The sequence below is a fragment of the Streptomyces sp. NPDC087263 genome, from assembly GCF_044744645.1.
In the GTDB taxonomy this organism is placed as follows: Bacteria; Actinomycetota; Actinomycetes; order Streptomycetales; family Streptomycetaceae; genus Streptomyces.
Genome location: NZ_JBIUYT010000001.1, coordinates 362,258 through 388,489 on the forward strand (window position 1 = coordinate 362,258; position 26,232 = coordinate 388,489).

The 26,232-nt window shown below is 69.5% G+C and carries 21 protein-coding genes; 12 read left to right on the plus strand and 9 right to left on the minus strand.

What is annotated here, in order from left to right:
* Positions 1-12: 12 nt before the first annotated feature.
* The gene (locus ACIPC1_RS01640) at positions 13-1,017 is read right to left on the minus strand and encodes a carbohydrate ABC transporter permease (RefSeq protein WP_402512352.1); all 1,005 of its coding nucleotides are present in this window, start codon (positions 1,015-1,017) and stop codon (positions 13-15) included.
* 98 nt (positions 1,018-1,115) lie between these two features.
* Entirely contained in the window at positions 1,116-2,387 is a 1,272-nt protein-coding gene (locus tag ACIPC1_RS01645) for an extracellular solute-binding protein (protein ID WP_402512354.1), read from the minus strand.
* Between the two features lie 465 nt (positions 2,388-2,852).
* On the opposite strand from ACIPC1_RS01645, the gene ACIPC1_RS01650 reads away from it, so the two are divergent.
* Both ACIPC1_RS01650 and ACIPC1_RS01655 read left to right on the plus strand, forming a co-directional pair.
* A complete protein-coding gene (locus tag ACIPC1_RS01650) occupies positions 2,853-3,887 on the plus strand; it encodes a LacI family DNA-binding transcriptional regulator (RefSeq protein ID WP_402512356.1) in 1,035 nt (344 codons plus the stop codon).
* A 120-nt stretch (positions 3,888-4,007) separates the two neighbouring features.
* Positions 4,008-4,868, plus strand: coding sequence for a phosphatase PAP2 family protein (locus tag ACIPC1_RS01655; protein WP_402512358.1), 861 nt, complete (start codon positions 4,008-4,010; stop codon positions 4,866-4,868).
* 19 nt (positions 4,869-4,887) lie between these two features.
* On the opposite strand, the gene ACIPC1_RS01660 is transcribed toward ACIPC1_RS01655, so the two are convergent.
* Positions 4,888-5,790, minus strand: coding sequence for a LysR family transcriptional regulator (locus ACIPC1_RS01660; protein ID WP_402512360.1), 903 nt, complete (start codon positions 5,788-5,790; stop codon positions 4,888-4,890).
* A 71-nt stretch (positions 5,791-5,861) separates the two neighbouring features.
* On the opposite strand from ACIPC1_RS01660, the gene ACIPC1_RS01665 reads away from it, so the two are divergent.
* Positions 5,862-6,797, plus strand: coding sequence for a DMT family transporter (locus tag ACIPC1_RS01665; RefSeq protein WP_402512362.1), 936 nt, complete (start codon positions 5,862-5,864; stop codon positions 6,795-6,797).
* A gap of 304 nt (positions 6,798-7,101) precedes the next feature.
* Here ACIPC1_RS01665 and ACIPC1_RS01670 read toward each other — a convergent pair whose 3' ends face one another.
* Complete coding sequence (locus tag ACIPC1_RS01670; RefSeq protein WP_402512364.1) at positions 7,102-10,104, minus strand: bifunctional [glutamine synthetase] adenylyltransferase/[glutamine synthetase]-adenylyl-L-tyrosine phosphorylase; 3,003 nt, start codon at positions 10,102-10,104, stop codon at positions 7,102-7,104.
* Between the two features lie 89 nt (positions 10,105-10,193).
* Positions 10,194-11,114, minus strand: coding sequence for a hypothetical protein (locus tag ACIPC1_RS01675; RefSeq protein WP_402512366.1), 921 nt, complete (start codon positions 11,112-11,114; stop codon positions 10,194-10,196).
* 198 nt (positions 11,115-11,312) lie between these two features.
* Between ACIPC1_RS01675 and ACIPC1_RS01680 the strand changes: the two genes are divergently transcribed.
* The 5 genes from ACIPC1_RS01680 to ACIPC1_RS01700 all read left to right on the plus strand — a co-directional run bounded on the left by ACIPC1_RS01680 (position 11,313) and on the right by ACIPC1_RS01700 (position 14,956).
* Positions 11,313-12,053, plus strand: a complete 741-nt coding sequence (locus ACIPC1_RS01680) for a helix-turn-helix transcriptional regulator (protein ID WP_402512368.1) — start codon at positions 11,313-11,315, stop codon at positions 12,051-12,053.
* 98 nt (positions 12,054-12,151) lie between these two features.
* On the plus strand, positions 12,152-12,667 hold the full coding sequence (locus ACIPC1_RS01685; protein ID WP_402512370.1) for a pyridoxamine 5'-phosphate oxidase family protein: 516 nt from the start codon (positions 12,152-12,154) through the stop codon (positions 12,665-12,667).
* A gap of 82 nt (positions 12,668-12,749) precedes the next feature.
* Positions 12,750-13,190: a VOC family protein gene (locus ACIPC1_RS01690; RefSeq protein WP_402512372.1), complete on the plus strand. Its 441-nt coding sequence runs from the start codon at positions 12,750-12,752 to the stop codon at positions 13,188-13,190.
* Positions 13,191-13,249: 59 nt separating this feature from the next.
* A complete protein-coding gene (locus ACIPC1_RS01695) occupies positions 13,250-14,074 on the plus strand; it encodes an aminoglycoside N(3)-acetyltransferase (RefSeq protein ID WP_402512374.1) in 825 nt (274 codons plus the stop codon).
* 432 nt (positions 14,075-14,506) lie between these two features.
* A complete protein-coding gene (locus tag ACIPC1_RS01700; protein WP_402512376.1) occupies positions 14,507-14,956 on the plus strand; it encodes a hypothetical protein in 450 nt (149 codons plus the stop codon).
* Positions 14,957-15,221: 265 nt separating this feature from the next.
* On the opposite strand, the gene ACIPC1_RS01705 is transcribed toward ACIPC1_RS01700, so the two are convergent.
* Positions 15,222-16,583: a glutamine synthetase family protein gene (locus ACIPC1_RS01705; protein WP_365439817.1), complete on the minus strand. Its 1,362-nt coding sequence runs from the start codon at positions 16,581-16,583 to the stop codon at positions 15,222-15,224.
* A gap of 337 nt (positions 16,584-16,920) precedes the next feature.
* Here ACIPC1_RS01705 and ACIPC1_RS01710 point away from each other — a divergent pair, with 337 nt between their 5' ends.
* From ACIPC1_RS01710 to ACIPC1_RS01725, 4 genes are all read left to right on the plus strand, one after another.
* Entirely contained in the window at positions 16,921-17,586 is a 666-nt protein-coding gene (locus tag ACIPC1_RS01710; protein WP_402512378.1) for a DUF3105 domain-containing protein, read from the plus strand.
* A gap of 23 nt (positions 17,587-17,609) precedes the next feature.
* Entirely contained in the window at positions 17,610-18,236 is a 627-nt protein-coding gene (locus ACIPC1_RS01715; protein ID WP_402512380.1) for a DUF305 domain-containing protein, read from the plus strand.
* A 215-nt stretch (positions 18,237-18,451) separates the two neighbouring features.
* Complete coding sequence (locus ACIPC1_RS01720; RefSeq protein WP_402512382.1) at positions 18,452-20,392, plus strand: protease pro-enzyme activation domain-containing protein; 1,941 nt, start codon at positions 18,452-18,454, stop codon at positions 20,390-20,392.
* Positions 20,393-20,651: 259 nt separating this feature from the next.
* Positions 20,652-22,679, plus strand: coding sequence for an NAD(+) synthase (locus ACIPC1_RS01725; protein WP_402513355.1), 2,028 nt, complete (start codon positions 20,652-20,654; stop codon positions 22,677-22,679).
* A gap of 246 nt (positions 22,680-22,925) precedes the next feature.
* On the opposite strand, the gene ACIPC1_RS01730 is transcribed toward ACIPC1_RS01725, so the two are convergent.
* From ACIPC1_RS01730 to ACIPC1_RS01740, 3 genes are all read right to left on the minus strand, one after another.
* The gene (locus ACIPC1_RS01730) at positions 22,926-24,149 is read right to left on the minus strand and encodes an MFS transporter (protein ID WP_402512384.1); all 1,224 of its coding nucleotides are present in this window, start codon (positions 24,147-24,149) and stop codon (positions 22,926-22,928) included.
* 151 nt (positions 24,150-24,300) lie between these two features.
* On the minus strand, positions 24,301-25,338 hold the full coding sequence (locus ACIPC1_RS01735; RefSeq protein ID WP_402512385.1) for an endonuclease/exonuclease/phosphatase family protein: 1,038 nt from the start codon (positions 25,336-25,338) through the stop codon (positions 24,301-24,303).
* Between the two features lie 225 nt (positions 25,339-25,563).
* Positions 25,564-26,184: a TetR/AcrR family transcriptional regulator gene (locus ACIPC1_RS01740; RefSeq protein ID WP_402512387.1), complete on the minus strand. Its 621-nt coding sequence runs from the start codon at positions 26,182-26,184 to the stop codon at positions 25,564-25,566.
* Positions 26,185-26,232: the final 48 nt, after the last annotated feature.

A 26,232-nucleotide genomic window follows, 5' to 3' on the forward strand; every position in this document is an offset into this window, starting at 1 on the left:
GGGGCTCCTGCCTCAGTTCGCGAGCTGCTGCTCATTGCGGGCCAGCCAGCGGCGGTAGACGGAGGTGAAGACGATCAGGATGGAGAGGAGCAGGACGCCGTACGCGGCCGACTGGGCGTAGTCGCGCGGTTGTTGGCCGAAGCCCAGGTAGTAGGCCCAGGTGACGAGGATCTGCGCGTCGGGGGCGGTGTCGCCGAAGAGCAGGAAGATGACGGCGAACTGGTTGAAGGTCCAGATGACACCGAGGAGTACGACGGTGGAGCTGACGGGCCGCAGTCCGGGCAGCGTGACGTGTCTGAAGCGCTGCCAGGCGTTGGCGCCGTCCATCTCGGAGGCCTCGTACAGCGTCGAGTCGATGGACTGTAGACCGCCGAGCAGCGAGACCATCATGAACGGCACACCGCACCAGGTGTTGACCATGATGGCGGAGGTGCGCTGCCAGAAGGTCTCCTCCAGCCACAGCGGCGACGGCAGATGCAGCGCGTCGAGGGCGGAGTTGATGATGCCGGAGTCGGCGAGCATGAAGCGCCAGCCGAAGACGGTGACGAAGGTGGGCACGGCCCACGGCAGGACCAGGATGAGCCGGTAGAAGGTGCGGCCGCGCAGCTTCTGGTTGAGCAGCAGGGCGAGGCCGAGCCCGATGGCGTAGTGGAGCAGCACGCACAGCGCCGTCCATACGATCGTCCAGATGAAGTGCGACCAGAAGCGGTCGTAGGAGGTCGGGCCCCACAGGATGTCGGCGTAGTTGTCCAGGCCGATGAACTTGTAGGTGGCGTCGATGTGGTTGACGCCGATCTGGCGGGCCGAGTTGAGGCTGTTGGCGTCCGTGAACGTCAGGTAGATGCCCCGCACCAGCGGGTAGAGCACCAGCGCGCCGAGCACGACGACCACCGGGGCGATCATCGCGTACGCGTACCAGTACTTCTGGTACCCGTGCTTGAGGCGCTGGAGCGGCCCGGGGCGCGGCCCCCGGTCACCGCGGCGCTTGCCGGTCGCGCGGTCGATGACGACTGTCATGGTTCGACACCTTCTGGAAGATCAGGGGTGGGGCGCTCGCAGGCCGATGGCCGCCGGATCTGTCCCCCCAATTCAGGCAGATCCGGCGGCCACGACGGTCACTTGCTGAAGTCGGGGACCAGCTTGGCGATCGCGGTTTCCGCGTTGCCCAGCCCCTTGTCCAGCGATTCGTTGCCGGCGGCGACCTTGTTCAGCTCGGTGTCGAGCGGGCCCCACAACGAGCTGTACTCGGGCAGCGCCGGGCGCGGCTGGGCGGCGGCGAGCACCGTCTGGTAGCCGGCGATGCCCGGGTCGGCCTTGACCTCCGCGGTGTAGGCGTCGTCGCGGGTCGGCAGCGTGGAGTTCTTGAGGGCGATCGTCTCCTGGGACTTCGCCGAGGTCATGAACTTCAGGAACTTCAGCGACGCTTCCTGGTGGGCCTTGTCCGAGCCCGCGTAGACGGACAGGTTGTGGCCGCCGGTCGGGGCGCCCGCCTTGCCGGTGGAACCGGCCGGGACGCTGACGATGCCGAGGTTGGCCTTGTCCTTGAAGGCCGAGCCCTGGTAGAAGTTCGTGATCTCCCAGGGTCCCTGGATGATCGAGGCGACCTTGCCGCTGACGAACGCCTCCTGGATGTGGGCGTACGCGTCGACGGTGGTGTCGGCCTTGTGCAGACCGTCGCCGTCGAACAGGCCTTCCCAGGTCTCGTAACCCTTGACCGCGGCGGCGGAGTTGACGGTGATCTTCTTGGCGGCGGCGTCGACCGTGTCGGTGCCCTCGCCGTAGAGGAAGGACTGGGCGTAGTACGCCTGGGTGGAGCCCCAGTAGCCGTCGACGCCGGTCTTCTTCTTGATCGTGGCGGCGGCGGCCTTGAGCTCGTCCCACGTCGTGGGTGCCGCAACGCCGGCCTGCTCGAAGATCGCCTTGTTGTAGACAAGGGCGAGCGTGTCGGTCACCAGCGGTACGCCGTACGTCTTGCCGTCGTACTTGGCCTGCTCGATCAGGCTGGGCTGGAACTTGCTCTCGTCCGCGAGGGCCTCGGTGCCGTCCAGCGGCAGGAAGAAGCCCTTCTTCGCGAAGGCGGGGGTCCAGCCGACCTCGGAGCGCAGGATGTCGGGGGCGCCACTGGCACCGGCCGCCGTGTCGAACTTGTTCTGCGCCTGGTCGAAGGGGACGTTGACGTAACTGACCTTGACGTCGGGGTTGGCCGTCTCGAATTCCTTGACCAGGGCCTGGTACGTCGGTGCCTCATTGGTGGCGTTGGAGGTGTCCCACCAGGTGATGGTGGTGGGTCCTTCCGACTTGTCGCTGCCGCTGTCACTGCCGCCGCAGGCCGTCGCCGCGAGGGCGAGGGAAGCCACCAGAGCGGTGGCCGCTATGCCACGCCGCATGAGATCTCCTTGAGGGTGAAAGCCCGAGTGGGTGAGGCAGCGGTCCCGCCCGCTCCCCCTGCCGACTTGCCGACTGCGCCGTTGCGTCCGCCGGGCGACGTGAACGTAACAGCGTTGTAAGCGCCGCGAAAGACCTTGCAGCAAAAAAGTGCAAGGACTGCCCGGAGTTACGTGCCCGTGACCTCTCATCGACCCCCGGAAGCCCCCGAACAAGGCCGCTCAGCAGACACGGGACCCCTGTGCAAGACTCTGCAAGCTCTTGCCACACCTGCCGGGTACGAGGATCATCGCCCCGTCAGCGCCTTGCAGAAGCCACCCCTTCCCGCGGCGCAGGCCCGGGACGCCGAGCCGACCACTACACGAGGGAGCGCGATGACGCAGCAGCCCGGAGCGGGCCGTTCAACCGCCCGCACACGGCGTCTGGTTGGTGGGCACGGCGAGAACCGGCCGGTACAGTCCACTCCCGTGACCACACGGCTTGCCGACATCGCAGCCCAGGCGGGCGTCAGCGAGGCGACCGTCAGCCGCGTCCTGAACGGGAAGCCGGGCGTCGCCGCGACCACCCGCCAGACCGTCCTGGCCGCACTCGACGTCCTCGGCTACGAGCGCCCCGTACGACTGCGACAGCGCAGCGAGGGCCTGGTCGGTTTGATCACGCCGGAGCTCGAGAACCCGATATTTCCCGCGCTTGCGCAGGTCATCGGCCAGGCACTGACACGGCAGGGCTACACGCCGGTCCTCGCGACCCAGACCCCGGGCGGCTCCACCGAGGACGAGCTGACGGAGATGCTGGTGGACCGCGGCGTCGCCGGCATCATCTTCGTCTCGGGCCTGCACGCGGACACCTCGGCGGACATGCAGCGCTACGACCAGTTGCGCGCCCAGGGCGTCCCGTTCGTCCTCGTGGACGGTTTCTCGCCGAAGGTCCAGGCGCCGTTCATCTCACCGGACGACCGCGCGGCGATGGCTCTGGCCGTCACCCACCTCGTCTCGCTCGGCCACACCCACATCGGGCTCGCGCTGGGCCCCAAGCGGTTCGTGCCCGTGCAGCGCAAGATCGAGGGCTTCATACGCACGATGCAGGACCTGTTGGGGCTGACCGCCGCCGACATCGAGGAGCGACTGGTCCAGCACTCGCTGTACACGCTGGAGGGCGGCCAGGCCGCGGCCTCCGCGCTGATGGACCGCGACTGTACGGCCGTCGTGTGTGCCAGCGACATGATGGCGCTGGGCGCGATAAGGGCGGCGCGGCAGCGTGGTCTGGACGTCCCGAAGGACGTCTCGGTCGTCGGCTTCGACGACTCCCCCCTCATCGCCTTCACCGACCCGCCGCTCACGACGGTCCGCAAGCCGGTGCCCGCCATGGGACAGGCGGCGGTTCGGACACTGCTGGAGGAGATCGGCGGGACGCCCGCGCCGCACAGCGAGTTCGTGTTCATGCCGGAGCTGGTGGTGCGCGGTTCGACGGCTTCGGCCCCCGGGGACCGAAATCGTGCCTAATCCTCCCTAGGGAGGAGCCCGTACGGCACCCGCCGGAGTCCTCTCGCCGTAGAACATGCGGCCCGGACCCGACCAGGGGATGATCTGTGAGGCAAGGCTTTTCTGGCAGACTCTGTGCCTATGGGTGAGACAACCGTGACGACACTGGAAGGCCGGGAGCAGAGCGCTTCGGGGCCCGTCGCGGAGGAGAAAGCGGGGCGGCGTTTCCTGCGTCGGCTGCGGACCCCGCGTCGCCCCCGCCTCTGGTTCGAGATCCTGCTCATCGCGGTCAGTTACTGGACGTATTCGCTGATCCGGAACGCGGTCCCGGAGCAGCGAGGCCAAGCCCTGCGCAACGCCGACTGGATCTGGCACACGGAACACCAACTCGGCATCGCCTTCGAGGAATCCGTCAACCACGCCGTGAACTCGGTGACTTGGCTGATCATCGGCATGAACTACTACTACGCGACGCTGCACTTCGTGGTGACGCTGGGTGTTCTGGTGTGGCTGTACCGCAGTCACCCCGGCCGCTACGCGGCGACACGTCTGGCCCTCTTCGCCACCACGGCGGTGGCCCTCGTCGGCTACTACTTCTACCCGCTGGCGCCGCCCCGCCTGATGAACGGCGGCACCTTCGTCGACACCGTGCTGGTCCACCAGACCTGGGGCTCCATGGCCTCCGGCGACCTGAAGCACATGTCGAACCAGTACGCCGCGATGCCGTCCATGCACATCGGCTGGTCCCTGTGGTGCGGCCTCACCATCTTCGCCCTGGCCTCCGTCCCCTGGGCCCGCATCCTCGGCCTCCTCTACCCGGCGGCCACCCTGCTCGTCATCGTCGCCACGGCGAACCACTTCTGGCTCGACGCGGTGGGCGGCATGCTCTGCCTGGCCTTCGGCTTCACGGTGGCACGGCTCTGGTACGGGGCACTGCCGTACGCACTGCCGCGGTGGGTACCGAGCTCACGCAAGGCACCACTGCTGCCCGTCAAAGCCTGAGGCGCCGCTGCCCCTTCGGTCACATGTCCGCACGGGCCGCTTCCCGCAGGGCGTCGATCAGCCCCCGCAGCGCCGGCTGCTGCGGCGCCGTCTCCCGCACCGCCAGGTAGATCGCCCGCTGCGGCTCGGGAGAACGCACCTTGCGGATGACGACGTCCGGATGGAGCCCCCCGAGCCCGAGACGCGGAATGAGGCTGACACCCAGCCCGGCCGCCACGAAGCCCTGGGCGGTCACATAGTCCTCGCTCTCGACCACGAACCCGGGCCTGAACCCGGCCGCGGCGCAGGCGTCGAGCTGGGCGTCGAGACAGGACCCCGGCCACTCGCTCCCGACCCACGGCTCATCGGCGAGGTCGGCCAGTTCGAGCGAGCGCCTCCCGGCGAGCCGGTGCCCCTTGGGCAGCACGGCGCGGTAGGGATCGTCGAGCAGATGCAGCAGCTGTACGCCCTCGGGGCCGCCCGAGTCATGGGGCGGCCGCACGACGAGCGCCAGGTCGGCCCGCCCCTCCTTCACGTCGGGCAGCGGATCCTCGGGATCGACGAGCTTCAACTCGACCTCGACATCGGGATGTCCGACCCGGAACCGGGCAATGGCAGGAGCCACCAGCGAAGCCCCCGCCGTGGCGAAGTACCGCACCGCGAGCCGCCCCGTACGCCCGGCACGCAGATCGCCGAGGGCGGTCTCCGCCTCGGCGACCTGCCGCCCGATGACATCGGCGTACTCGGACAGCAACCGCCCCGCCGCGGTCGGCCGCACACCACGCCCCACCCGCTCCAACAGCTCGACCCCGGCCTGCTTCTCCAGGGCGGCGATCTGCTGACTGACCGCGGACGGCGTGTACCCCAGATCCGCCGCGGCAGCGGTAACCGACCCGCACCCCACCACGGCCGACAGAACCTGCATACGCCTCACATCAAGCATGTAGCTCAGCTTAACAGTGCATGCAACACTCTTCACTTGTCCTCACGAGTCACTTCCAGGACCGTGGACCCATGCCAAGCTCCCGCTCCCTCGCCTCCTCCCTCCGCATGGGCGCCCTGGCCCTCCTGTGGGGCTCGGGCTTCCTCTGGATCAAACTGGCCCTGAACCACGGCCTGTCCCCCACCCACATCACGGTCACGCGCTGCGCCCTGGGCACAGCGGTCCTCCTGCTCCTGGCCCGCAGGGCGAAACAGCACCTCCCCCGCTCCCGCAGGCTCTGGGCCCACCTCGCCGTCGCGGCACTCTTCTGCAACGCCATCCCCTTCGCCCTCTTCGCCATCGGCGAGCAGACGGTGGACTCCGGCATCGCGGGCGTCCTGAACGCGACGACCCCCCTCTGGTCCCTCCTCATCGGCTTCTTCCTCGGCACCGACCGGGGCCTCCACCCGCTACGCCTGACCGGCCTCTTCCTGGGCTTCGCCGGCGTACTCCTGATCTTCGCCCCCTGGCACCAGGAGGGCCTCGCCAGCTGGGGAGCCCTGACCCTCCTGGCCGCCGCGGCAAGCTACGCGATCGCCTTCGCGTACATGGCCCGCCACCTCACCACCCACGGGGCCCCCTTGGCCGTCTCGGCGGCCCAACTCCTCACCGCCACGGCCTGGAGCACCCTGGCCCTCCCCGCCGGGGGCTCCCTCGGCGACATCGACGCCACAGCCGTACTCGCCGTCACCACCCTGGGCATCTTCGCCACCGGCATCACCTTCTACCTCAACTACCGCATGATCGCCGAAGAGGGCCCCACCAGCGCCGCCACAGTCGGCTACCTCCTCCCCGTCGTCTCCGTAGCCCTCGGCGCCCTGATCCTCGACGAACAGATCGGCCTCCGCGTGATCGTCGGCATGGCCGTAGTCCTGACGGGCGTAGCCCTGTCCCGCAAAAAGCCGCAGCCAAAGCCGGAACAACAAGCAACGGCCCCCGTCGCACCCGCACCGGCAACCGGCCGATAGGGCCCGGGGCCGACCCGCAGCCGCAAACGGCGGCAAAGGACCCGGGGACCGACACGCACCCGCAGCCGCAAACGGCGGGAAGGGGCCGGGGGCCGGTACATCACATGCCCGTCGCGTACGTCCGCGTCACCGGACGCCCGCTTCCTGCCCAAGGTCTGATCCGTCGGCGACGGGCGGATGTACCGGCCCCCGGCCCCGACCCACCACCGGACCGCAGGCGCGTGCTGGCGCGTGCAGGCGCGTGCAGGCGCGTGCAGGCGCGTGCAGGCGCGTGCAGGCGCGTGCAGGCGCGTGCAGGTGTGGCTCACGCCCCGTAGAACAACTCGTCCACCAGCCCCCGAGCCCGCCGGGTAATCCGCCGATAGTCATCGAGCATGTCCCCCACATGCCCCGACCCGTACCCCAAGTACCGCCCCACCGCAGCCAGTTCCCGCCCATCCGAAGGAAACGTATCCCCCGCCCGCCCCCGCACCAGCATCACCGCGTTCCGCACCCGCGTAGCCAACACCCACGCCTCGTCCAGAACCGCCGCGTCCTCCCCCACCAACAGCCCCGCCGCACACGCCGCGGCAAGCGCCTCCCGCGTCCGCGTGGTCCGCAACCCCGGCTCCGCCCACCCATGCCGAAGCTGCATCAACTGCACGGTCCACTCGACGTCGGACAGCCCGCCCCGCCCGAGCTTGGTGTGCAGCGTGGGATCGGCCCCGCGCGGCATCCGCTCCGACTCCATACGTGCCTTCAGCCGCCGGATCTCCCGTACGGCATCGTCCCCGAGCCCCTCCGCCGGATACCGCAGCGGATCGATCAGCTCGATGAACCGCAGCCCCAAGTCCGCATCCCCGGCGACGACTTCGGCCCGCAGCAACGCCTGCGCCTCCCACACCAGCGACCAGCGCCGGTAGTAGGCCTCATAGGACCGGAGCGTCCGCACAAGCGGCCCGGACTTCCCCTCGGGCCGCAGATCGGCGTCGATCAACAGCGGCGGATCCGCACTCGGAATCTGAAGCAGCCGCCGCATCTCGGAGACAACGGCGTTGGCGGCCCGGGACGCCTCCTGCTCATCGACCCCGTCCCGGGGCTCATGCACGAACAGCACATCGGCATCGGACCCGTAGCCCAGCTCATGCCCCCCGAACCGCCCCATGCCGATGACCGCGAACCGCGTCGGCAGGGTGTCCCCCCACCTGTCCCGCACCACGGCCCGCAGCGTCCCCGCGAGGGTCGCCGCCGTCAGATCGGACACCGCCCCGCCGACCAGGTCCACCAGCGCGCCCTGGTCGGCGACGACGGGGATCTCCTCGGTGCCGTAGGAGGCGACGATGTCCATCGCCGCCGTACGGAACAACTCACGCCGCCGCACGCCACGCGCCGCCGTGACGGCCTGCTCGCCCCCGTCGGCCCGCCCCACGGCCGCGAGGATCTCCTGTTCCAGATGGGCGCGGGACCGCGGTTCGAGCCCGCCCCTCCCGCCGTCCCCGTCACCGAGCAGCGCGACCGCCTCCGGGGCACGCAACAACAGGTCGGGCGCGAGCCGCCCGGCGGACAGCACCCGCGCCAGATTCTCGGCGGCGGCGCCCTCGTCCCTCAACAGCCGCAGATACCAAGGGGTCTTGCCCAACGCGTCGGACACCTTGCGGAAGTTGAGCAGCCCCGCATCCGGATCGGCGGAATCCGCGAACCACCCCAACAGCACGGGCAACAGCGTCCGTTGAATCGCGGCCTTGCGCGACACCCCGGAGGCCAGCGCCTCCAGGTGCCGCAGCGCCGCCGCCGGATCGGCGTACCCGAGCGCGACCAGCCGCTCCCGGGCCGCGCCGGCACTCAACCGCGTCTCTCCCGGCGCGAGTTGGGCGACGGCATCGAGCAGCGGCCGGTAGAAGAGCTTCTCGTGCAGTCGCCGTACGACGGCGGCGTGCCGCTTCCACTCGCGGTTCAGCTCGACGACGGGATCGGCGCGCAGGCCCAAGGACCGCCCGATGCGCCGCAGATCGGCGTCCTCCTCGGGCACGAGGTGGGTCCGCCGCAGCCGGTAGAGCTGTATCCGGTGCTCCATGGACCGCAGAAACCGGTAGGCCTCATCGAGCTGTACGGCATCCGCACGGCCCACATACCCGCCGGCAGCCAGCGCCTTCAGCGCGTCAAGGGTGGTCCCACTCCTCAGCGAGGTATCGGCCCGCCCGTGCACCAACTGCAGCATCTGCACGGCGAATTCGACATCCCTCAAGCCCCCGGGCCCGAGCTTCAGCTCACGCTCGACCTCTGCGACGGGGATGTTCTCCACCACCCGGCGCCGCATCTTCTGCACGTCGGGGACGAAGTTCGTGCGCTCGGCGGCGTGCCAGACGAGCGGCGCGAGGGTGGCGACGTACTCCTCACCGAGCTTGAGGTCGCCGGCCACCGGACGCGCCTTGAGGAGCGCCTGGAACTCCCAGGTCTTGGCCCACCGTTGGTAGTACGCGAGGTGGCTGCTGAGGGTCCGCACCAGCGGCCCGTTCCGCCCCTCGGGCCGCAGGTTCGCGTCGACGGGCCAGATACTGCCTTCAACGGTCGTCTCGGAACAGATCCGCATCAGGTGCGAGGCAAGCCGGCCGGCAGCCTGGACGGCCTTGCCCTCATCGGCCCCGTCCACCGCCTCCCCCACAAAGATCACGTCGACATCGGAGACGTAATTGAGCTCGTGGCCACCGCACTTGCCCATCGCGACGACGGCGAGCCGGCACAGCGCGGCATCGTCGGGCGCGGCGGCCTGCGCGATGGCGAGCGCGGCCCGCAGGGTCGCCGTCGCGAGATCGGCGAGCTCGGCGGCGGTCTGGGCGAGATCAGTGGTGCCGCACACATCACGGGCGGCGATGGACAGCAGGCAGCGCCGGTAGAAAACCCGCAGGGACACGGGATCGGTCGCCGGGGCGAGCCCCCGTTCGAACTCCTCCACCCCTGGGTGCAGATCCCGCGGCTCGTACCTCACGAGCTCCTGCCAGTCGCTCGGGTGCCGGGCGAGATGGTCACCGAGCGCGGCGGAGGCGCCGAGCACACCGAGCAGCCGGTCCCGCAGCGGCTTCGCCGCGATGAGCGTGTCGAGCAGCTCCCGCCGCGCCGCCGGCCCCTCCTGCGCCTCGACGAGCCGTACGAGCCCGAGCAGCGCCAGATCCGGGTCGGCGGTGGCCCCGAGCGCGTCGAGAAGTACCGGATCGGCCTTTATCGGCGCCAGCTCCGCACTCTCCAGGAGCCGCTCGGCCCCCGACGGATCAGTGAAACCGTGCCGCAGCAGCCGCGTGAAGGTACTGCTCCTGCGCCCCGGCGCCGTCATCCCCGGCCCTCCCATCGGATCAAGGTCGTACGACCTTGAGCGTAACCGGAGAGCCCGGCACGAGCGCCGGGAGCGCAGCAGGGGTGCGGTCAGCGGGTCACCACGATCGTCGCCGGACGGCCCGGGTCCACCCGCACCGTGCTGCCGGGGGTGCGGCCCGGGACCTCGATGCCGTCGGGAGGCGGTAGGACCGCCACGGCGAGCGGCTGCCCGGCGAGCGGAACCTGGATCTGTCGTACGGTGCCGGGCCGTGCACCGCCCGGGTGCGACACGTACTGGACCTTGAGGCACTGCGACCGCAGGCTCGCCAGTACGTCCGTGACGGGCGCACCCGTCGCGACCGCCGGGAGCACCACATTGCGGTTGGTCCGCTGGTCCTGGCCGGCGCACGCGGGACCGCTCGGCGGCGAGGTGGGCTGCCCGGACCGACCCCCGTGCGGTGCGGACAGTGTGAGCCCGACCAGCCGGCTTCCGCTCCCGGTGGAGTCCCACAGGTCCCCGGCAGCGGGGTTCGTGGTGTCGATGCGAATCGTGTCGCGGCGGAGCCACTGCACGGGGTGGCCGTCGAGATCGGCTCGCACCCACTGCGCGGTGTCCACGAGGAATCCCGTCTCGGCCTGGACCTCATCGGGTGGCGGCATCTCGGGTGCCCTCGCCGCCGCCCGGGAGGCCCGTTCCGTCCGTGCCTGAGGCCAGTGCCGCAGTACGACCAGCAGCTTGCCGGCGGGCCTGGCGAAGGGGTGGGTGCGGCCCGCGGCCACCACGTGCGTGCCCGCCGGAGCGACAGTGGTCCGGGAGGCCCCGGAGACCTGGATGCCGCCGCGCGCGTCGGCCTCGAAGCGCACGGCGGAGAACGCCGCACCGGCTCCCTTCGTCTCGTCGGCCGCAGTGGTGGGCGCCGATGTGCACCCCGTGCCCAGCAGGGCGGCGACCAGGGAGGCGGCGCCCGCGACGAGGGTCGCGGGATGGCGCGGGTGGGCGTGCGGGTTGCGGTGCCGGTGGGTACGCACAACATGAGTGCGCAGGTGAGAACGCATGAGTGCCTCTGTCTCTCCCGATGTCTCTCCCGACGGCCGGATGACCGTCTCTGTCGACACTGCGCCTGTCAACGGGCGTAGCCCATTCGGCATTTGACGAATCTCCGGGCCGCCGCGGCACCGTGGAGGCGTACATTCGCAGCAGACGAAGACCGGCCCCGGGAGGCCGCCATGTCAGCAACCGGTACGACGGCCGAGGCCCATCTGCGGCGCATGGCGGACGTCCTGGACGAGGCCAGGCACCACCTGTCGGACGGGGTGCCTCCGACGTGCCTGTTGTTCGGGCTGCAGAGCCTCGTCCCCTGTGACGGCGTCAGCTTCTCCGAGCTGGACATCCCGACCAGGAAGGAGCTCAACGAGCAGGCCACGATGGACGACGAAGGCGAATGCTCGATGGACGGGTACTGGCGCTGGCGCCACCAGTACCTTCAGTGTCTGCAGGTCTCACGGCCGCACAGCAATCCCGAGACCACGCAGATGGCGGACTTCATGTCGGTGCGCCGGCTGACGAGCCTGGCGATCTACACCGAGTTCATCTCCCCGTTCAAGACCATCGCGTCCATCGCCCTGCCCACCGCCCCGAACCGCACGCGCGTCATCCAGCTCTTCCGCGAGGGCCCGAAACCGTTCAGCGACCACGAGATGACCACGCTGAGCCTGCTGGCGCCGCATGTGTACGCGCTCTACCGCGAGGCGGCCGACCGGCGCCGGCCCCCCGTGCGGCTCACCCTGCGCGAACTGGAAGTGCTGCGCTGCGTGGCCCGCGGCCTGACCACCCCGCAGATAGCCGAACAGCTCGTCGTCTCCCGCAGCACCGTCCGCAAGCACCTGGAGAACGCCTTCAACCGCCTCGGGGTGTCCAGCCGGACGGCGGCGGTGGCCCGGGTGTTCCCGCAACCCGAGGCGCCCTGAGCCGAGCGGCCGGAGATTTCCCGCGGGCACCGATGAGTCCCGCTGCCGTGCGAGGTCTTTCCTGTGCAGGGACCATGTCGTTCCAAGGAGGAGAGCCCATGTCCGATGTGGCACCGCACACCGAGCTCGACCCGCGCTACGGCAGTCCCGGAGCGACGCCGACTCCCTGGCCGCAGGCCCTGGCGCGGCTGGTCGCGGCCGAGCTGTACTGGCTGTCGACGGTACGGCCGGACGGGCGGCCGCATGTGACGCCGCTGATCGGCGTCTGGCAGGACGGGGCGCTGCACTTCACGACGGGCGCGCAGGAGCGCAAGGCGCACAACCTCGCCGAGAACCCCGAGGTCGTCCTCACCACGGGCACCAACACCTGGGCCGAGGGCTACGACCTCGTCGTCGAGGGCGAGGCGGTCCGCGTCACCGACGACGCCCGCTTGCGCGGTCTGGCCAAGGCGTGGGAGGAGAAGTACGGCGTCGAGTGGCATTTCGACGTACGGGAGGACGGGACGTTCGACGGTGGCGGCGGCCCCGCTCTCGTCTTCGCCGTGGCGCCCCGCACCGTTTTCGGATTCGGTAAGGGGGAGCCGTTCAGCCAGACACGCTGGCGGTTCGAGTGAGCCCGCAGATCGGGCAGACCCAACAGATCGAGTAGCTCAAGCAGATCAAGTGCGTGACGTCGTACGACAAAGGAGTCGTCCCATGGACATGACCCTCGAAGTGATCATGCTGCCGGTCACCGACGTGGACCGGGCCAAGGAGTTCTACCGCGACAAAGTCGGCTTCCACGTCGACCTCGACGGAGAGGTGATGGAGGGCGTACGGATCGTGCAGCTGACGCCGCCCGGTTCCGGGTGTTCCATCGCCCTCGTCGACGGCCTCCCGATCCCGACGGGGACGCCGCAGCCGGGGACGTACCACGGGATGCAGCTGTGCGTGGAGGACGCCAAGGCCGCGTACGAGGAACTGAGGGAGCGCGGTCTCGACGTCAGCGAGCCGCAGGCGTTCTCGCCGCAGGACGGCGCCACGTTCATGTACTTCAAGGACCCCGACGGCAACGGCTGGGCGATCCAGGAGTACCGCCAGCGGGCTACGCGGCCCCTGCACCAGCTTCTCAGCGAACTGGCCACGCAGCGCCAGTAGTTCGCCGGCGACGACAGGCCGCTGCCACCGGAATCCGCGGCGGGGAGGGACGAGACACTTTGAGCCCAGTTTCCGGCGGGACCGAACTCACCGACTCCCAACTCACCGACCAGCTCACTGAACTGGGAGTCGGTGCGGGCGGCGTCCTGCTGGTGCACGCTTCCCTGCGCTCTCTCGGAAAGGTCGAGGGAGGAGCGGCCTCCGTGCTGCGCGCGTTACGCCGCACACTCGGCCCCGACGGCACCCTGGTCGTTCCCGCGTTCACCTCGGACAACTCCGATACGTCGGCCGCACACGGGGAACGTGTCCGCGGCCTGAGCGACAGAGCCCGAACCGCCTTCCGGGAGCGCATGCCGCCGTTCGACCCGGCGACCACCCCGGCGACCGGCGTGGGCATCCTGGCCGAGACGACCCGCCTCCACCCGGACTCACTGCGCAGCGCCCACCCCCAGACCTCGTTCGCCGCCCTGGGCCCCCGGGCGGCGAAGGTCATCGACGACCACCATCTCGACTGCCACCTGGGCGAGAGGTCACCACTGGCCCGGCTCTACGAGCTCCGTGCCCGGATCCTCCTGCTCGGCGTCGGCTTCGAAAGCTGCACCGCTTTCCATCTCGGCGAGTACAGAGTCGACTCCCCGCCGCGGCGGTCCTACAGATGCGTGGTCCGGCTGGACGGCCGACGTCAGTGGTGGGAGTACGCCGATGTCGCCTTGGACGACAGCGATTTCGGCTCCCTGGGCGCGGAGTTCGAGCGCGCGGCCTCGGGGACGGCGACCGTGCGCGTCGGCACGGTGGGGGCGGCAGGGTGCCGCCTGGTGGGCTTCGTGGACGCGGTCGATTACGCGCAGGGGTGGTTTCCCGGGCATCGCGTCGTCGGCCGCTAGTTTTCCGGGAGGGAACACCGTAGGGCCACGGTCCTACGTGGCGTTCTGGCACGATGCCAGGCCAAGTTGCGTCACAGCCCCGGACGGGCGCAGATGGAATCCTCAACTCCCTTTTAATTTCGCTGCGTTACCCACATCAGCCCCTGTCTCCCCTGCCTCAAATTTCCCTCAGATCACTGTGCCGTGAGTGATCACACGACGTAGGTTTGACCTGACCCCATCAAGTGGATCGGGGTACGGGGCGCGTGGTTCCTCCCAAGGAATTGCCACGCAGGGTGAAACGGGGAAACAACCATGAGTAAAAGACTGGCTTCGATAGCTGTGGCTACTGGTATCGCTGCGGCCTCGATCGTGGTGCTCGGGCCGGTGACCTCGGCCGGCGCAGCACCGATTGTCTGTGAGCCGGGGTACAAGCACGGCACCTGGACCGGTATGAGCAAGAAATGGGTGATCACTCACGCCAAGCAGCTGAGTATCCCCAGTGGCGGCACGGGCACTCTCACGAAGTCCGCGACCTACCGCAAGACGGAGAGCTCGGGCCGGGAGGTGACCGCCGGTGCCTCGTATTCCGCCAGCTGGGTGATCTCCAGTATGGACGCCCAAGTCTCCGGGACACTCACCAAGGCCGGAGAGAAGACGAAGGAAAAGAGCGAGTCGGTCACCTACAACTTCAACAAGTCGGGGGTCTACGTCGTCTTCAGCGGGGTGAAGAAGGCCTCTGGTTACTACACGGCCAAGACCTGCAATTCGTCCGGTACAGGCTGGACGAAGTCGGGGAGCGGGAAGGCCAGGAGCTGGAATATTCAGGGCGAGGGTGCGGTGAAGTGCACCGAGGCGCCTGCGGCGGGCACCGCGAAGCGTGCGGCCAAGGCGTACTGCTGACCCCCTGCCGGTCAGACCGTCCGACCCGGTGACGGGCCGACCGCCGAACCAACTCCGGTGATTACGGCCGGGCCTCCGACCCGAGGCCCGGCCGTTCTGCGTCCCCAGCAGTATCGGGACAGATGAGTCCGGCCACTATGCCGATCGACGTGATCGCCCTGCTTTTCCCTCGGCCACCCGGAGCCTTGAGACGACGTAGGGCCGACGGTCGCTGACCGTCGGCCCTACTGTGTCGTTCCCGCGCGAGAGTCCCGCTGATCCGCGCCTACAGCACCGGCAGGTTCTTCCGGAGTTCGAACGCCGTCACCTCGGAGCGGTACTCCTCCCACTCCTGGCGCTTGTTGCGGAGGAAGAAGTCGAAGACGTGTTCGCCGAGGGTTTCGGCGACGAGTTCGCTGCGTTCCATGAGGGTCAGGGCCTCGCCGAGGTTCTGGGGCAGGGGCTCGATGCCCATGGCGCGGCGCTCGGCGTCGGAGAGGGCCCAGACGTCGTCGTCGGCGCCGGGCGGGAGCTCGTAGCCCTCCTCGATGCCCTTGAGGCCGGCGGCGAGGAGCATCGCGTACGCCAGGTAGGGGTTCGCGCCCGAGTCGAGGGAGCGGACCTCCACCCGCGCGGAGCCCGTCTTGCCCGGCTTGTACATCGGGACGCGGACGAGGGCCGAGCGGTTGTTGTGGCCCCAGCAGATGTACGAGGGTGCCTCGCCGCCGGCGCCCGCGGTGCGCTCCGAGCCGCCCCAGATGCGCTTGTAGGAGTTGACCCACTGGTTGGTGACCGCGGAGATCTCCGCGGCGTGCTTCAGCAGGCCCGCGATGAAGGAGCGGCCGACCTTGGAGAGCTGGTACTCCGAGCCGGACTCGTAGAAGGCGTTGCGGTCGCCCTCGAAGAGCGAGAGGTGGGTGTGCATGCCCGAGCCGGGGTGCTCGGAGAACGGCTTGGGCATGAAGGTGGCCTGGATGCCCTGCTCCAGCGCGACCTGCTTCATGACCAGGCGGAACGTCATGATGTTGTCCGCCGTGGACAGCGCGTCGGCGTAGCGGAGGTCGATCTCCTGCTGGCCGGGCGCGCCCTCGTGGTGGGAGAACTCGACGGAGATGCCCATCGACTCCAGCATGGTGATCGCCTGACGGCGGAAGTCCATGCCGACGTTCTGCGGGGTGTGGTCGAAGTAGCCGGAGTTGTCCGCGGGGGTGGGCCGCGTACCGTCCAGCGGGCGGTCCTTCAGCAGGAAGAACTCGATCTCCGGGTGGGTGTAGAAGGTGAAGCCCAGGTCGGAGGTCTTGGTGAGGGTGCGCTTGAGGACGTAGCGCGGGTCCGCGAAGGACGGGGAGCCGTCCGGCATCAGGATGTCGCAGAACATCCGGGCCGTGCCCGGGGCCTCCGCGCGCCACGGCAGGACCTGGAAGGTCGAGGGGTCCGGCTTGGCGATCATGTCGGACTCGTATACGCGGGCGAAGCCCTCGATCGCCGAGCCGTCGAAGCCGATGCCCTCGTCGAAGGCCTGTTCCAGCTCCGCCGGGGCCACGGCCACCGACTTGAGGAAGCCGAGTACGTCCGTGAACCACAGGCGTACGAACCGGATGTCACGCTCCTCCAATGTCCGGAGCACGAACTCCTGCTGCTTGTCCATCTTCCGCTTCCACCCATCGTTGCTGGTCAGGCCGCCTGCTCCCACGCCTCGGGGACGGTCGGGGCTCCTGAGCATCCCACCACAACACCATTTCATGCGCGTTGCGGACCTTGATCGCCCGGCCTACCGGCGCCTTAACGCCTCGCATACGCCAGGTGTCCTGCTCTGATTCTGCTTCCGGGCCCTGCTCCGAGTCCCGCCGGAGGGTCTGCTGCGGGTCCGTCCTGATCCTGCCCCGCTGTCCATCTTGCCTGCTCGGGGGCTCATCCGTAATGGGCGGCCCCCGGCCCACTACGATCAGCTGTCCCAACCGTCCCTCCAGGTATAAGGACTCACCATGGGTTCCGCGAAGAACACCGGAAACGCCTCCCGGCAGGCGCGCATAGCGGAGATGCGCCGCGCGGAGCAGTCCCGCGAGCGCCGCAATCGGATTCTCGTGATCGGCGCCAGTGTGGTCGTCGTCGCCGGGCTTGCCGTGGGTGGTGTCGTTCTCGTCCGGTCGCAGTCCGGCAAGGAGGACACGGCGAGCGACTCCAAGGGGACCGCGGGGCACTTCGTGACGGGCTCGGACGGGGTGAAGACCTGGAGCGCGAAGCTCTCCCAGACGCATGTCACCAAGACCGTGGACTACCCGATGGAGCCCCCGGTCGGCGGTGACCACAACCAGGTCTGGATGAACTGCAACGGCGACGTCTACACCAAGGCGATCAACAACATGAACGCCGTGCACTCCCTGGAACACGGCGCGGTCTGGGTGACGTACAACAGCAAGGCCGCGGATGCCGACGTGCAGGCACTCGCGGAGAAGGTCAAGAAGACCCCGTACACGCTGATGAGCCCCGTCGAGGACCAGAAGGACCCGATCATGCTCAGCGCCTGGGGCAAGCAGCGCACGGTGACGAGCGCGACCGACGCCAATGTCGACAAGTTCTTCGAGTCCTTCGTGCAGGGCGACCAGACACCGGAGCCGGGCGCCGCCTGCACCGGCGGTCTGTCCCAGTGAGCCGAGGGAACGGGATCGCGGGAATGAAACGGATCGGGTGGATCTCGGGGGCCGCGGCTGCGGTGCTCGTCGCGGCCGGGGCGATCACGTACGCGGTCGCCGACGGTTCCGGTGCCGACTCGGCGGTGGAGATTCCCGCCGCCGACTCCGCGGACGCGGGGTTCGCCCGGGACATGGCCGTCCATCATCAGCAGGCCGTCGAGATGTCGTACATCGTGCGGGACCGCACCAAGGACACGGAGGTACGGCGTCTCGCCTACGACATCGCGCAGACGCAGGCCAACCAGCGGGGCATGCTGCTGGGCTGGCTCGATCTGTGGGGCCTGCCGAAGATGTCGGCGGACGGGCCGATGACCTGGATGGGCATGGGTGGCATGGCCTCAGGCGAGGACGGTGCGCTGATGCCGGGCATGGCGACCGACACCGACCTGGAGAAACTGAACACGCTGAGCGGCAGGCCGGCCGAGGTCCTCTACCTCCAGCTGATGACCGAACACCACGAGGGCGGGATCCACATGGCCGAGGGCTGCGTGGAGAAGTGCGAGGTCGAGGTGGAGCGCAAGCTCGCGACCGGGATGGTCGCGGCGCAGCAGTCGGAGATCGGCCTGATGGCGGATCTGCTGAAGGAACGGGGGGCGAAGCCACGTTGATGGACACAAGTCGCGCGTAACCCCCAAATCCCCTGCGCATACGGTTCCTTGGGCTCTTCTTGGCCCACCCATGGTCCGCCCATTCCCCTGGCATGGACGGTTCGTCGCAAGAGTGACCCCTGCGTGATCCATTCCCTGTGCACCCATATGGCACGGGGAGTTCACGGATCACCGGCCGACCACTACATGCGACGAACCGCATCGCAGGGGGTTACATGAGATCCAACCGCGCAGCGCTGCGCGCCGGAGTGAGCATGGCAGCGACACTGCCGCTGCTCGCCGGAGCGCTGGCGTTCGGCATACCCGCGGCCCAGGCCGCGGACGGCCCGAGCCGGGACACCCTCGCGGGCACGAAGCCCACCTGGGCGACGGCGAAGGCGGACAAGGGCGCCACGGCCGACGGTTCCCAGGTCTCCGCCCGGGTCTACCTCGCCGGCCAGGACGCCTCGGGTCTGGCCGCGTACGCCAAGGCCGTGTCCGACCCGGCGTCGGTCTCCTACGGGAAGTACCTCAGCGCCGCACAGGTGCAGGAACGCTTCGGCGCCAGCAAGGCGCAGGTCACCGCGGTGACCTCGTGGCTGAAGTCGGCGGGCCTGACGGTCACCGGCAGCACGGAGCACTACATCTCCGTGACAGGTGATGTCGCCGCCGCCGAGAAGGCGTTCGCCACCCAGCTGCACAACTACACCAAGGGCAGCAAGACCTACCGGGCGCCGTCGAAGACGGCCTCCGCTCCGGCCGCCCTGGACGGCGCCGTCCTCACCGTCACCGGCCTGGACAACGCCCCGCACAAGGCGAGCCACAGCGACACGCTGCCGCCGCCGGACGCCGTGTTCAACAACTCCGGGCCGTTCTCCTCGTACTACGGCTCGAACATCGCGAGCACCCTGCCGGACGCGTACGGCACGAAGATCCCGTACGCCGTCCAGGGCTACACCGGCGAGCAGTTGCGGGCCGCCTACGGAGCGGGCACCAGCACCGGCAAGGGGGTGCGGGTCGCCATCACCGACGCGTACGCCTCGCCGACCATCGCGTACGACGCGGCCACCTACGCCAAGAAGCACGGTGACGCGAAGTACAGCAGCGGTCAGCTGCACCAGGCGCTGCCCAGCACCTACACGAGGACCGAGGAGTGCGGGGCCTCGGGCTGGTACGGCGAGGAGACCCTCGACGTCGAGGCCGTGCACGCGGTCGCACCCGCCGCGAGCATCACCTACGTCGGCGCCGCCTCCTGCTACGACGACGATCTGCTCGACTCGCTGGGCAAGATCGTCGACGGGCATCTCGCCGACATCGTCTCCAACTCCTGGGGCGACATCGAGGCCAACCAGACGCCCGACATCGCGGCTGCCTACGACCAGGTCTTCCAGCTCGGCGCGGTCGAGGGCATCGGCTTCTACTTCTCGTCCGGCGACAACGGCGACGAGGTCTCGCACACCGGTACGAAGCAGGTCGACACCCCGGCCAACTCGGCGTGGGTGACGGCAGTCGGCGGTACTTCGCTGGCGGTCGGCAAGGGCGACAAGTACAAGTTCGAGACCGGCTGGGGCACCGAGCGGTCCCCGCTGTCCACGGACGGCACCAGCTGGGTGAACTTCCCCGGCTCGTTCACCTCGGGCGCGGGCGGCGGCACCAGCAGCACGGTGGCGGAGCCCTACTACCAGAAGGGTGTCGTCCCCGGCTCGCTGGCCACGGCCAACAGCGCCGCGGGCAACCGTGTCGTGCCGGACATCTCGGCCGTCGCCGACCCCAACACCGGTTTCAAGGTCGGCCAGACGCAGACCCAGACCGACGGGACGCAGGCGTACAGCGAGTACCGGATCGGCGGCACCTCGCTCGCCGCGCCGGTGATCGCGGCCGTCCAGGCGCTGGCCCAGCAGACGCGCGGCGGCAAGCCGATCGGCTTCGCCAACCCGGCGATCTACGCCAAGTACGGCTCGAAGGCGTACCACGACGTCACGGACAACCCCACGGGGTCCGGACTCGCCGTGGCACGCGTCGACTTCGCCAACGGCTACGACGCCACGGACGGTCTCCTCACCTCCGTACGCAGCCTCGGCAAGGACAGCTCACTGTCCGCCGTGAAGGGCTACGACGACGTCACCGGGGTGGGTACGCCCGCGAGCGGCTACATCCAGTCGTACGGCCGCCACTGAGATCCACGCGGTCACGCGGCAGTTCCCCGCGCCCGCCCCCGACGGAGGTCTCGTCGGGGGCGGGCGTGCGTGCGCCGACGGGCTTCTCGTCGGGGCACCACGGGCGTACGTACACTGACGAGCCTCCCGTCAGGGACGCGGGCGCATCTTCACCGACGGCCCCCTCGTCCGGGCCCGTGTCCGGGAGGCGCGAGGTGCTGCCCGGCGCCCGCCACCCCATCGCGTCGCTCTGACGATTACACTGACCCTTGTGCCTCCACTGAACTTCCGGTCGCTCTACCAGCACGGCTTCGCACGCGTAGCCGCCTGTACGGGCCACACCGTCATCACGGACCCGCACGCCAACGCCGATGCGGTGCTGCGCCACGCGCGCAGGTGCGCCGCGGAGGGCGTGGCCGTCGCCGTCTTCCCCGAGATGGTGCTGTGCGGCTACTCGATCGAGGACCTGCTGCTCCAGGACGCGCTGCTCGACCAGGTCGAGGACGCGCTCCAGGAGGTGGTGGCGGGGTCGGCCGACCTGCTGCCGGTCCTGCTCGTCGGCGCCCCGCTGCGCCACCGCGGCCGTGTCTACAACTGCGCGGTGGTCGTGCACCGCGGCCGCGTCCTCGGTGTCGTGCCGAAGTCGTACCCGCCGAACTACCGCGAGTTCTATGAGCGTCGGCAGATCGCCGCCGGCGACGACGAGCGCGGCGGCACGATCCTGGTGGGCGGGGAGTCGGTGCCGTTCGGCGTGGACCTGCTGTTCGCGGCGGAGGATGTCCCCGGTCTGGTGCTGCACACGGAGATCTGCGAGGACATGTGGGTGCCGGTGCCGCCGAGCGCCGAGGCGGCCCTGGCGGGCGCGACCGTCCTCGCCAACCTCTCCGGCAGCCCGATCACCGTCGGCCGCGCCGAGGACCGCAAACTGCTGTGCCGCTCGGCGTCCGCGCGCTGCCTCGCCGCGTATGTCTACGCGGCGGCCGGCCTTGGCGAGTCGACCACCGACCTGTCCTGGGACGGCCAGACCCTGATCTACGAGAACGGGGTGCTGCTGGCCGAGTCCGACCGCTTCCCGCTCGACGACCAGTTCGCCATCGCCGACATCGACCTCGACCTGCTGCGGCAGGAACGGCAGCGGATGGGCACCTTCGACGACAACCGGCGCACGCACGGCGCCCGTACGGCCGACTTCCGGACCGTGTCGTTCCAACTCGCCCCGCCCACCGGAGATCTGGGCCTGCGGCGGCGTATCGAGCGCTTCCCGTTCGTGCCCGCGGACCCCGACAGGCTGGCCCTGGACTGCTACGAGGCGTACAACATCCAGGTCGCGGGGTTGCAGCAGCGGCTCGCGTCGATCGGTGGCGCGAAGGTGGTCATCGGGGTGTCCGGCGGGCTCGACTCCACGCACGCGCTGATCGTCGCAGCCCACGCGATGGACCGCGCAGGGCGTCCGCGCAGCGACATCCTGGCCTTCACGATGCCCGGCTTCGCCACCAGCGACCACACCAAGGACAACGCGCACAAGCTGATGGCCGCCCTCGGTGTCACCGCGGCCGAGCTGGACATCACGCCGACCGCCCGGCTGATGCTGAAGGAGATGGGCCACCCGTTCGCCTCCGGGGAACCGGTGTACGACGTCACCTTCGAGAACGTCCAGGCCGGACTGCGCACCGACTACCTGTTCCGGCTCGCCAACCAGCGCGGCGGCATCGTGCTCGGCACCGGTGACCTCTCGGAGCTGGCGCTCGGCTGGTCCACGTACGGCGTGGGCGACCAGATGAGCCACTACAACGTCAACTCGGGCGTACCGAAGACGCTGATCCAGCATCTGATCCGCTGGGTCATCGGCAGCGGGCAGTTCGGCGAGGAGGCCGGCAAGATCCTCACCGCGATCCTCGACACCGAGATCAGCCCGGAACTCGTACCGGGTGAGGAGATGCAGTCCACCGAGTCGAAGATCGGCCCGTACGCGCTGCACGATTTCACGCTCTTCCACGTGCTGCGCTACGGCTTCCGGCCCTCGAAGATCGCCTTCCTGGCCTGGCACGCCTGGCACGACGCAGACGCCGGTGCCTGGCCGCCGGGCTTTCCCGAGGCCAAGCGAGTGGCGTACGAGCTGCCGGAGATCCGGCGCTGGCTGGAGGTCTTCTGCCGTCGCTTCTTCGCGTTCGCGCAGTTCAAGCGCTCGGCCATGCCGAACGGGCCGAAGGTATCGGCGGGCGGTTCGCTGTCACCGCGGGGCGACTGGCGAGCACCGTCGGACAGCTCGGCGACGGTCTGGCTGCGGGACCTGGCCCGGTTCGACTAGGCAGGTTTTCGCCCCCGCCGCCCCTGCCCGTCCCCTCTCTGGGGGCTGCCGCCCCAGACCCCCGCTTCGGCCCTGAAGGGGCCTCGTCCTCAAACGCCGGACGGGCTGAAAACCTCTACCCCGCCGGGGAGAGATTCAGCCCCTCCGGCGTTTGAGGAGCGGGGGTCCAGGGGCGGAGCCCACTGGTGGGGTCGAAGGGGCGGAGCCCCTGGGGATGGGACGGGCAGGGGCGGCGGGGGCGAAAACTCAGTGGTGCACCGAATCCGCGTGCTCAGGCACGTACGAGGTCACCACACGCTCCCGGCCGACCCCCGAAACCGGGCCCCGGCGACGGTCCACTACGAACGCCACCCCGGCAACGCCCAGTCCGAGCACGGCCAGCGCCGCCCCAGCCAGCGCCGGAGACGTCACGCCGAACCCGGCGGCCAGTACGAGCCCCCCGATCCACGCGCCCCCTGCGTTCGCCAGGTTGAACGCCGCCTGGTTCGCCGAAGACGCCAAGGACGGGGCCGAAGACGCCTTCTCCATGACCATCATCAGCAGCGGCGTACTGGTCACGAACGCCGCCGTACCGAGCAGGACCACCGCGAGCGGCGCGCTCCACGCCGCCCCCATCAGTACCGGGAACAGCGCCAGGACCACCGCGAGCGAGACCAGGCCGCCGAAGAGCGTGCCGCGCATCGACCGGTCCGCCAGGCGCCCGCCCAGCAGGTTGCCCGCCGTGGCGCCGACGCCGAACAGCGCCAGCAGCAGGGTCACGCTGGAGTCGGCGTATCCGGCGGCGTCCGTCAGCATCGGCGTGATGTAGCTGTACGCGGCGAACAGCGCGCCGAAGCCGGCGACCGTCGTGCCGAGGGCCAGCCAGACCGGGAGCGAGCGCAGGGCGGCCAGTTCGCCACGCAGACCCGCGGCGGGCGCGTGGGTGCCGTCGTGCGGGACGAGGAACGCCAGGGACACCACGGCCAGCAGACCGATCACGCTGACGCCGAGGAAGGTGGAGCGCCAGCCCAGCTGCTGGCCCATGAGCGTGGCCACGGGGACACCCACGATGTTGGCGACCGTGAGACCCAGGAACATCAGGGAGACGGAGCGCGCCTTGCGTTCGGGGGCGACCAGGCTGGTGGCGACGACGGCGCCCACGCCGAAGAAGGCGCCGTGCGGCAGGCCGCTGAGGAAACGGGCGGCCAGCAGCCAGTTGTAGTCGGGGGCGAGGGCGGAGAGCGCGTTGCCCGCGACGAAGAGCAGCATGAGGGCGATCAGTACCTTGCGGCGGGACATCCGTGCCGTGGCCGCGGCCAGGAGCGGGGCGCCGATGACGACACCGAGCGCGTACGCGGAGACCAGGTGACCGGCGGTGGGGATCGATATGTGCAGGTCACCCGCGACGTCGGGCAGCAGGCCCATCATCACGAACTCGGTGGTACCGATGCCGAAGGCGCCCACGGCTAGGGCAAGCAGGGCCAGGGGCATGAGGGGCCTTTCAGGGGAGCGGAGGGCACGGCGCGCGGGGGTTGCGTGGGGACGTACGTGCGCGCAGGGTCGCGCCTGTGCACACCGATGTACACAGGACGCGTAAGTTCATCTGTGGAACAAAGCCTCTCAGGCTCAGTATTCCAAGAGGTTAAGACCCGGTTGCGGAGATCTTCACGCGGGCGGCGACCGGAAGGTGATCGCTGGCGGTCCTGGGCAGGGTCCAGGAGGTCACCGGCTCGATCCCCTTGACCATGATCTGGTCGATCCGGGCCATCGGGAACGCCGCGGGCCAGCTGAAGCCGAAGCCGCTGCCCGCCGCGCCCTGCGTGGAGCGCATCTGCGCGGTGACGGCGTTGAGCGCGCGGTCGTTCATCGTGCCGTTCAGGTCGCCGAGCAGGATGACCTGCTTGTTCGGGTCGTCGGCGATCGCCTCGCCCAGCGCGTCGGCGCTCGTGTCACGCTGGCGGGCGGTGAACCCGGCCTCCAGCTTCACCCGTACCGAGGGCAGGTGGGCGACGTACACGGCGATCGGGCCCTCCGGTGTCGTCACCGTGGCCCGCATCGCACGCGTCCAACCCAGCTTGATGTCGACGGGCAGGGAGTCGGACACCGGGTACTTGCTCCACAGGCCGACGGTGCCCTGCACCGAGTGGTACTTGTACGTCGAGGCGAGCGCCTCCTCGTACGTCGGGACCGCGGTGGCCGTCAGCTCTTCGAGGGCCACCACGTCGGCGCCGGAGGCGGCCACGTCACGGGCGGTGCCCGAGGGGTCCGGGTTGTCGGCGTTGACGTTGTGCGTGGCGACGGTCAGGTTCCCGCCGCTGCCGTGCTTGTCGCTGATGAGCCCGCCGAAGAGGTTCAGCCAGACGATCGCGGGCAGCAGCACGGCGATCAGGGCGGTCGCCGACTTCCGTACGAAGGCGAGGACCAGCAGCACCGGCACGGCGAGGCCGCACCAGGGCAGGAAGGTCTCGGTGAGGCTGCCGAGGTTGCCGATCACGTTCGGGATGCGTGAGTGCAGCAGCATGACCAGCGCGAGGATCACCGCGAGCGCGGCGAGGATCGCGCCCCGGCGCCAGATGCCACGGTCACCGCGCCAGCCGTCGACCAGGCGCCGAAGCCGGGACCCTCTGCGGTCCGGCCCCTGGCCGCCGCTGCCCGTCTCCGTCATATACGCCTGCGCCATACCTTCGCCTCACAACTTGCCGTGCACACCGTCCGCCCCGCGGTTACGACCCTAGGGGATGATCCGTGTCCGTCCTGCCGTCCCATGACGGCCGTACGGGCACGAAGACGTGCAACCTCGCGTCCGGAGTTCCGAATGCGGAGGTGGAACGCGTCCCCTGTGACAGAACGCGCACATACGGCCCGTCAGAAAACGGCTGAACCGTCGGGTGAACGGCCACGTGGACTACGGCTTGGCGTGGCTCAGTCCCGCCAGCAGCGCGTCCACGATCCGTTCCGCGAGGTTTTCGGGGAGTTCGGCGTCGGGGCGCAGGATTGCGCGGACGAGCATGGGCCCGACGAACATGTCGTTCAGCAGTTCGATGTCGATGTCTTCGCGGAGTTCGCCGTTGCGCTGCCCGCGGCGCAGGACTTCGAAGGCCATCAGGCGGCGCGGTTCGACGACGGTCGTGTGGTACGCGTCCCAGACCTTGGGGCTGCTCTTCATCTGCGCGTAGACGTTGTGCAGGATCAGCGACGAGCGGCTGGCCAGGCCGCGCCGGCGCATCTGCTCCAGGAGGACGATCAGGTCCTCGCGCATCGAGGTGCCGGGGAGTTCCGCGTCCGGCGGCTCGGCGGCGCGCAGGACGTCGACGAAGAGGGCCTCCTTGCCGCTCCAGCGGCGGTAGATGGTCGCCTTGCCGACACCCGCGGTGCGGGCGACGCGCTCGATGGAGACCTCCCCGAGCGGTACGCCCTCCTCCAGGAGCCTCATCACGCCCTCGATGATGGAGCGTTCCACGGCCTCGCTGCGGGGGCGCCCCCTGGGGGGACCCTCGTGCCTGTCCTGGCTTTCAGCGAGGTCCACTTCGAACTCCGTCCGCTCCTTGATCGCGCCTGGGGTGATTCTCCCCGG

What these genes read in the sequence shown, in the direction of transcription:
- ACIPC1_RS01700 (WP_402512376.1), top strand. Translation starts at nt 14,507, where the DNA reads ATGAGCAAGAAATGGGTGATCACTCACGCCAAGCAGCTGAGTATCCCC.
- ACIPC1_RS01660 (WP_402512360.1), bottom strand. Translation starts at nt 5,790, where the DNA reads ATGCTTGATGTGAGGCGTATGCAGGTTCTGTCGGCCGTGGTGGGGTGC.
- ACIPC1_RS01640 (WP_402512352.1), bottom strand. Translation starts at nt 1,017, where the DNA reads ATGACAGTCGTCATCGACCGCGCGACCGGCAAGCGCCGCGGTGACCGG.
- ACIPC1_RS01670 (WP_402512364.1), bottom strand. Translation starts at nt 10,104, where the DNA reads ATGACGGCGCCGGGGCGCAGGAGCAGTACCTTCACGCGGCTGCTGCGG.
- ACIPC1_RS01690 (WP_402512372.1), top strand. Translation starts at nt 12,750, where the DNA reads ATGGACATGACCCTCGAAGTGATCATGCTGCCGGTCACCGACGTGGAC.
- ACIPC1_RS01665 (WP_402512362.1), top strand. Translation starts at nt 5,862, where the DNA reads ATGCCAAGCTCCCGCTCCCTCGCCTCCTCCCTCCGCATGGGCGCCCTG.
- ACIPC1_RS01715 (WP_402512380.1), top strand. Translation starts at nt 17,610, where the DNA reads ATGAAACGGATCGGGTGGATCTCGGGGGCCGCGGCTGCGGTGCTCGTC.
- ACIPC1_RS01645 (WP_402512354.1), bottom strand. Translation starts at nt 2,387, where the DNA reads ATGCGGCGTGGCATAGCGGCCACCGCTCTGGTGGCTTCCCTCGCCCTC.
- ACIPC1_RS01685 (WP_402512370.1), top strand. Translation starts at nt 12,152, where the DNA reads ATGTCCGATGTGGCACCGCACACCGAGCTCGACCCGCGCTACGGCAGT.
- ACIPC1_RS01720 (WP_402512382.1), top strand. Translation starts at nt 18,452, where the DNA reads ATGAGATCCAACCGCGCAGCGCTGCGCGCCGGAGTGAGCATGGCAGCG.
- ACIPC1_RS01680 (WP_402512368.1), top strand. Translation starts at nt 11,313, where the DNA reads ATGTCAGCAACCGGTACGACGGCCGAGGCCCATCTGCGGCGCATGGCG.
- ACIPC1_RS01730 (WP_402512384.1), bottom strand. Translation starts at nt 24,149, where the DNA reads ATGCCCCTGGCCCTGCTTGCCCTAGCCGTGGGCGCCTTCGGCATCGGT.
- ACIPC1_RS01735 (WP_402512385.1), bottom strand. Translation starts at nt 25,338, where the DNA reads ATGGCGCAGGCGTATATGACGGAGACGGGCAGCGGCGGCCAGGGGCCG.
- ACIPC1_RS01705 (WP_365439817.1), bottom strand. Translation starts at nt 16,583, where the DNA reads ATGGACAAGCAGCAGGAGTTCGTGCTCCGGACATTGGAGGAGCGTGAC.
- ACIPC1_RS01710 (WP_402512378.1), top strand. Translation starts at nt 16,921, where the DNA reads ATGGGTTCCGCGAAGAACACCGGAAACGCCTCCCGGCAGGCGCGCATA.
- ACIPC1_RS01655 (WP_402512358.1), top strand. Translation starts at nt 4,008, where the DNA reads ATGGGTGAGACAACCGTGACGACACTGGAAGGCCGGGAGCAGAGCGCT.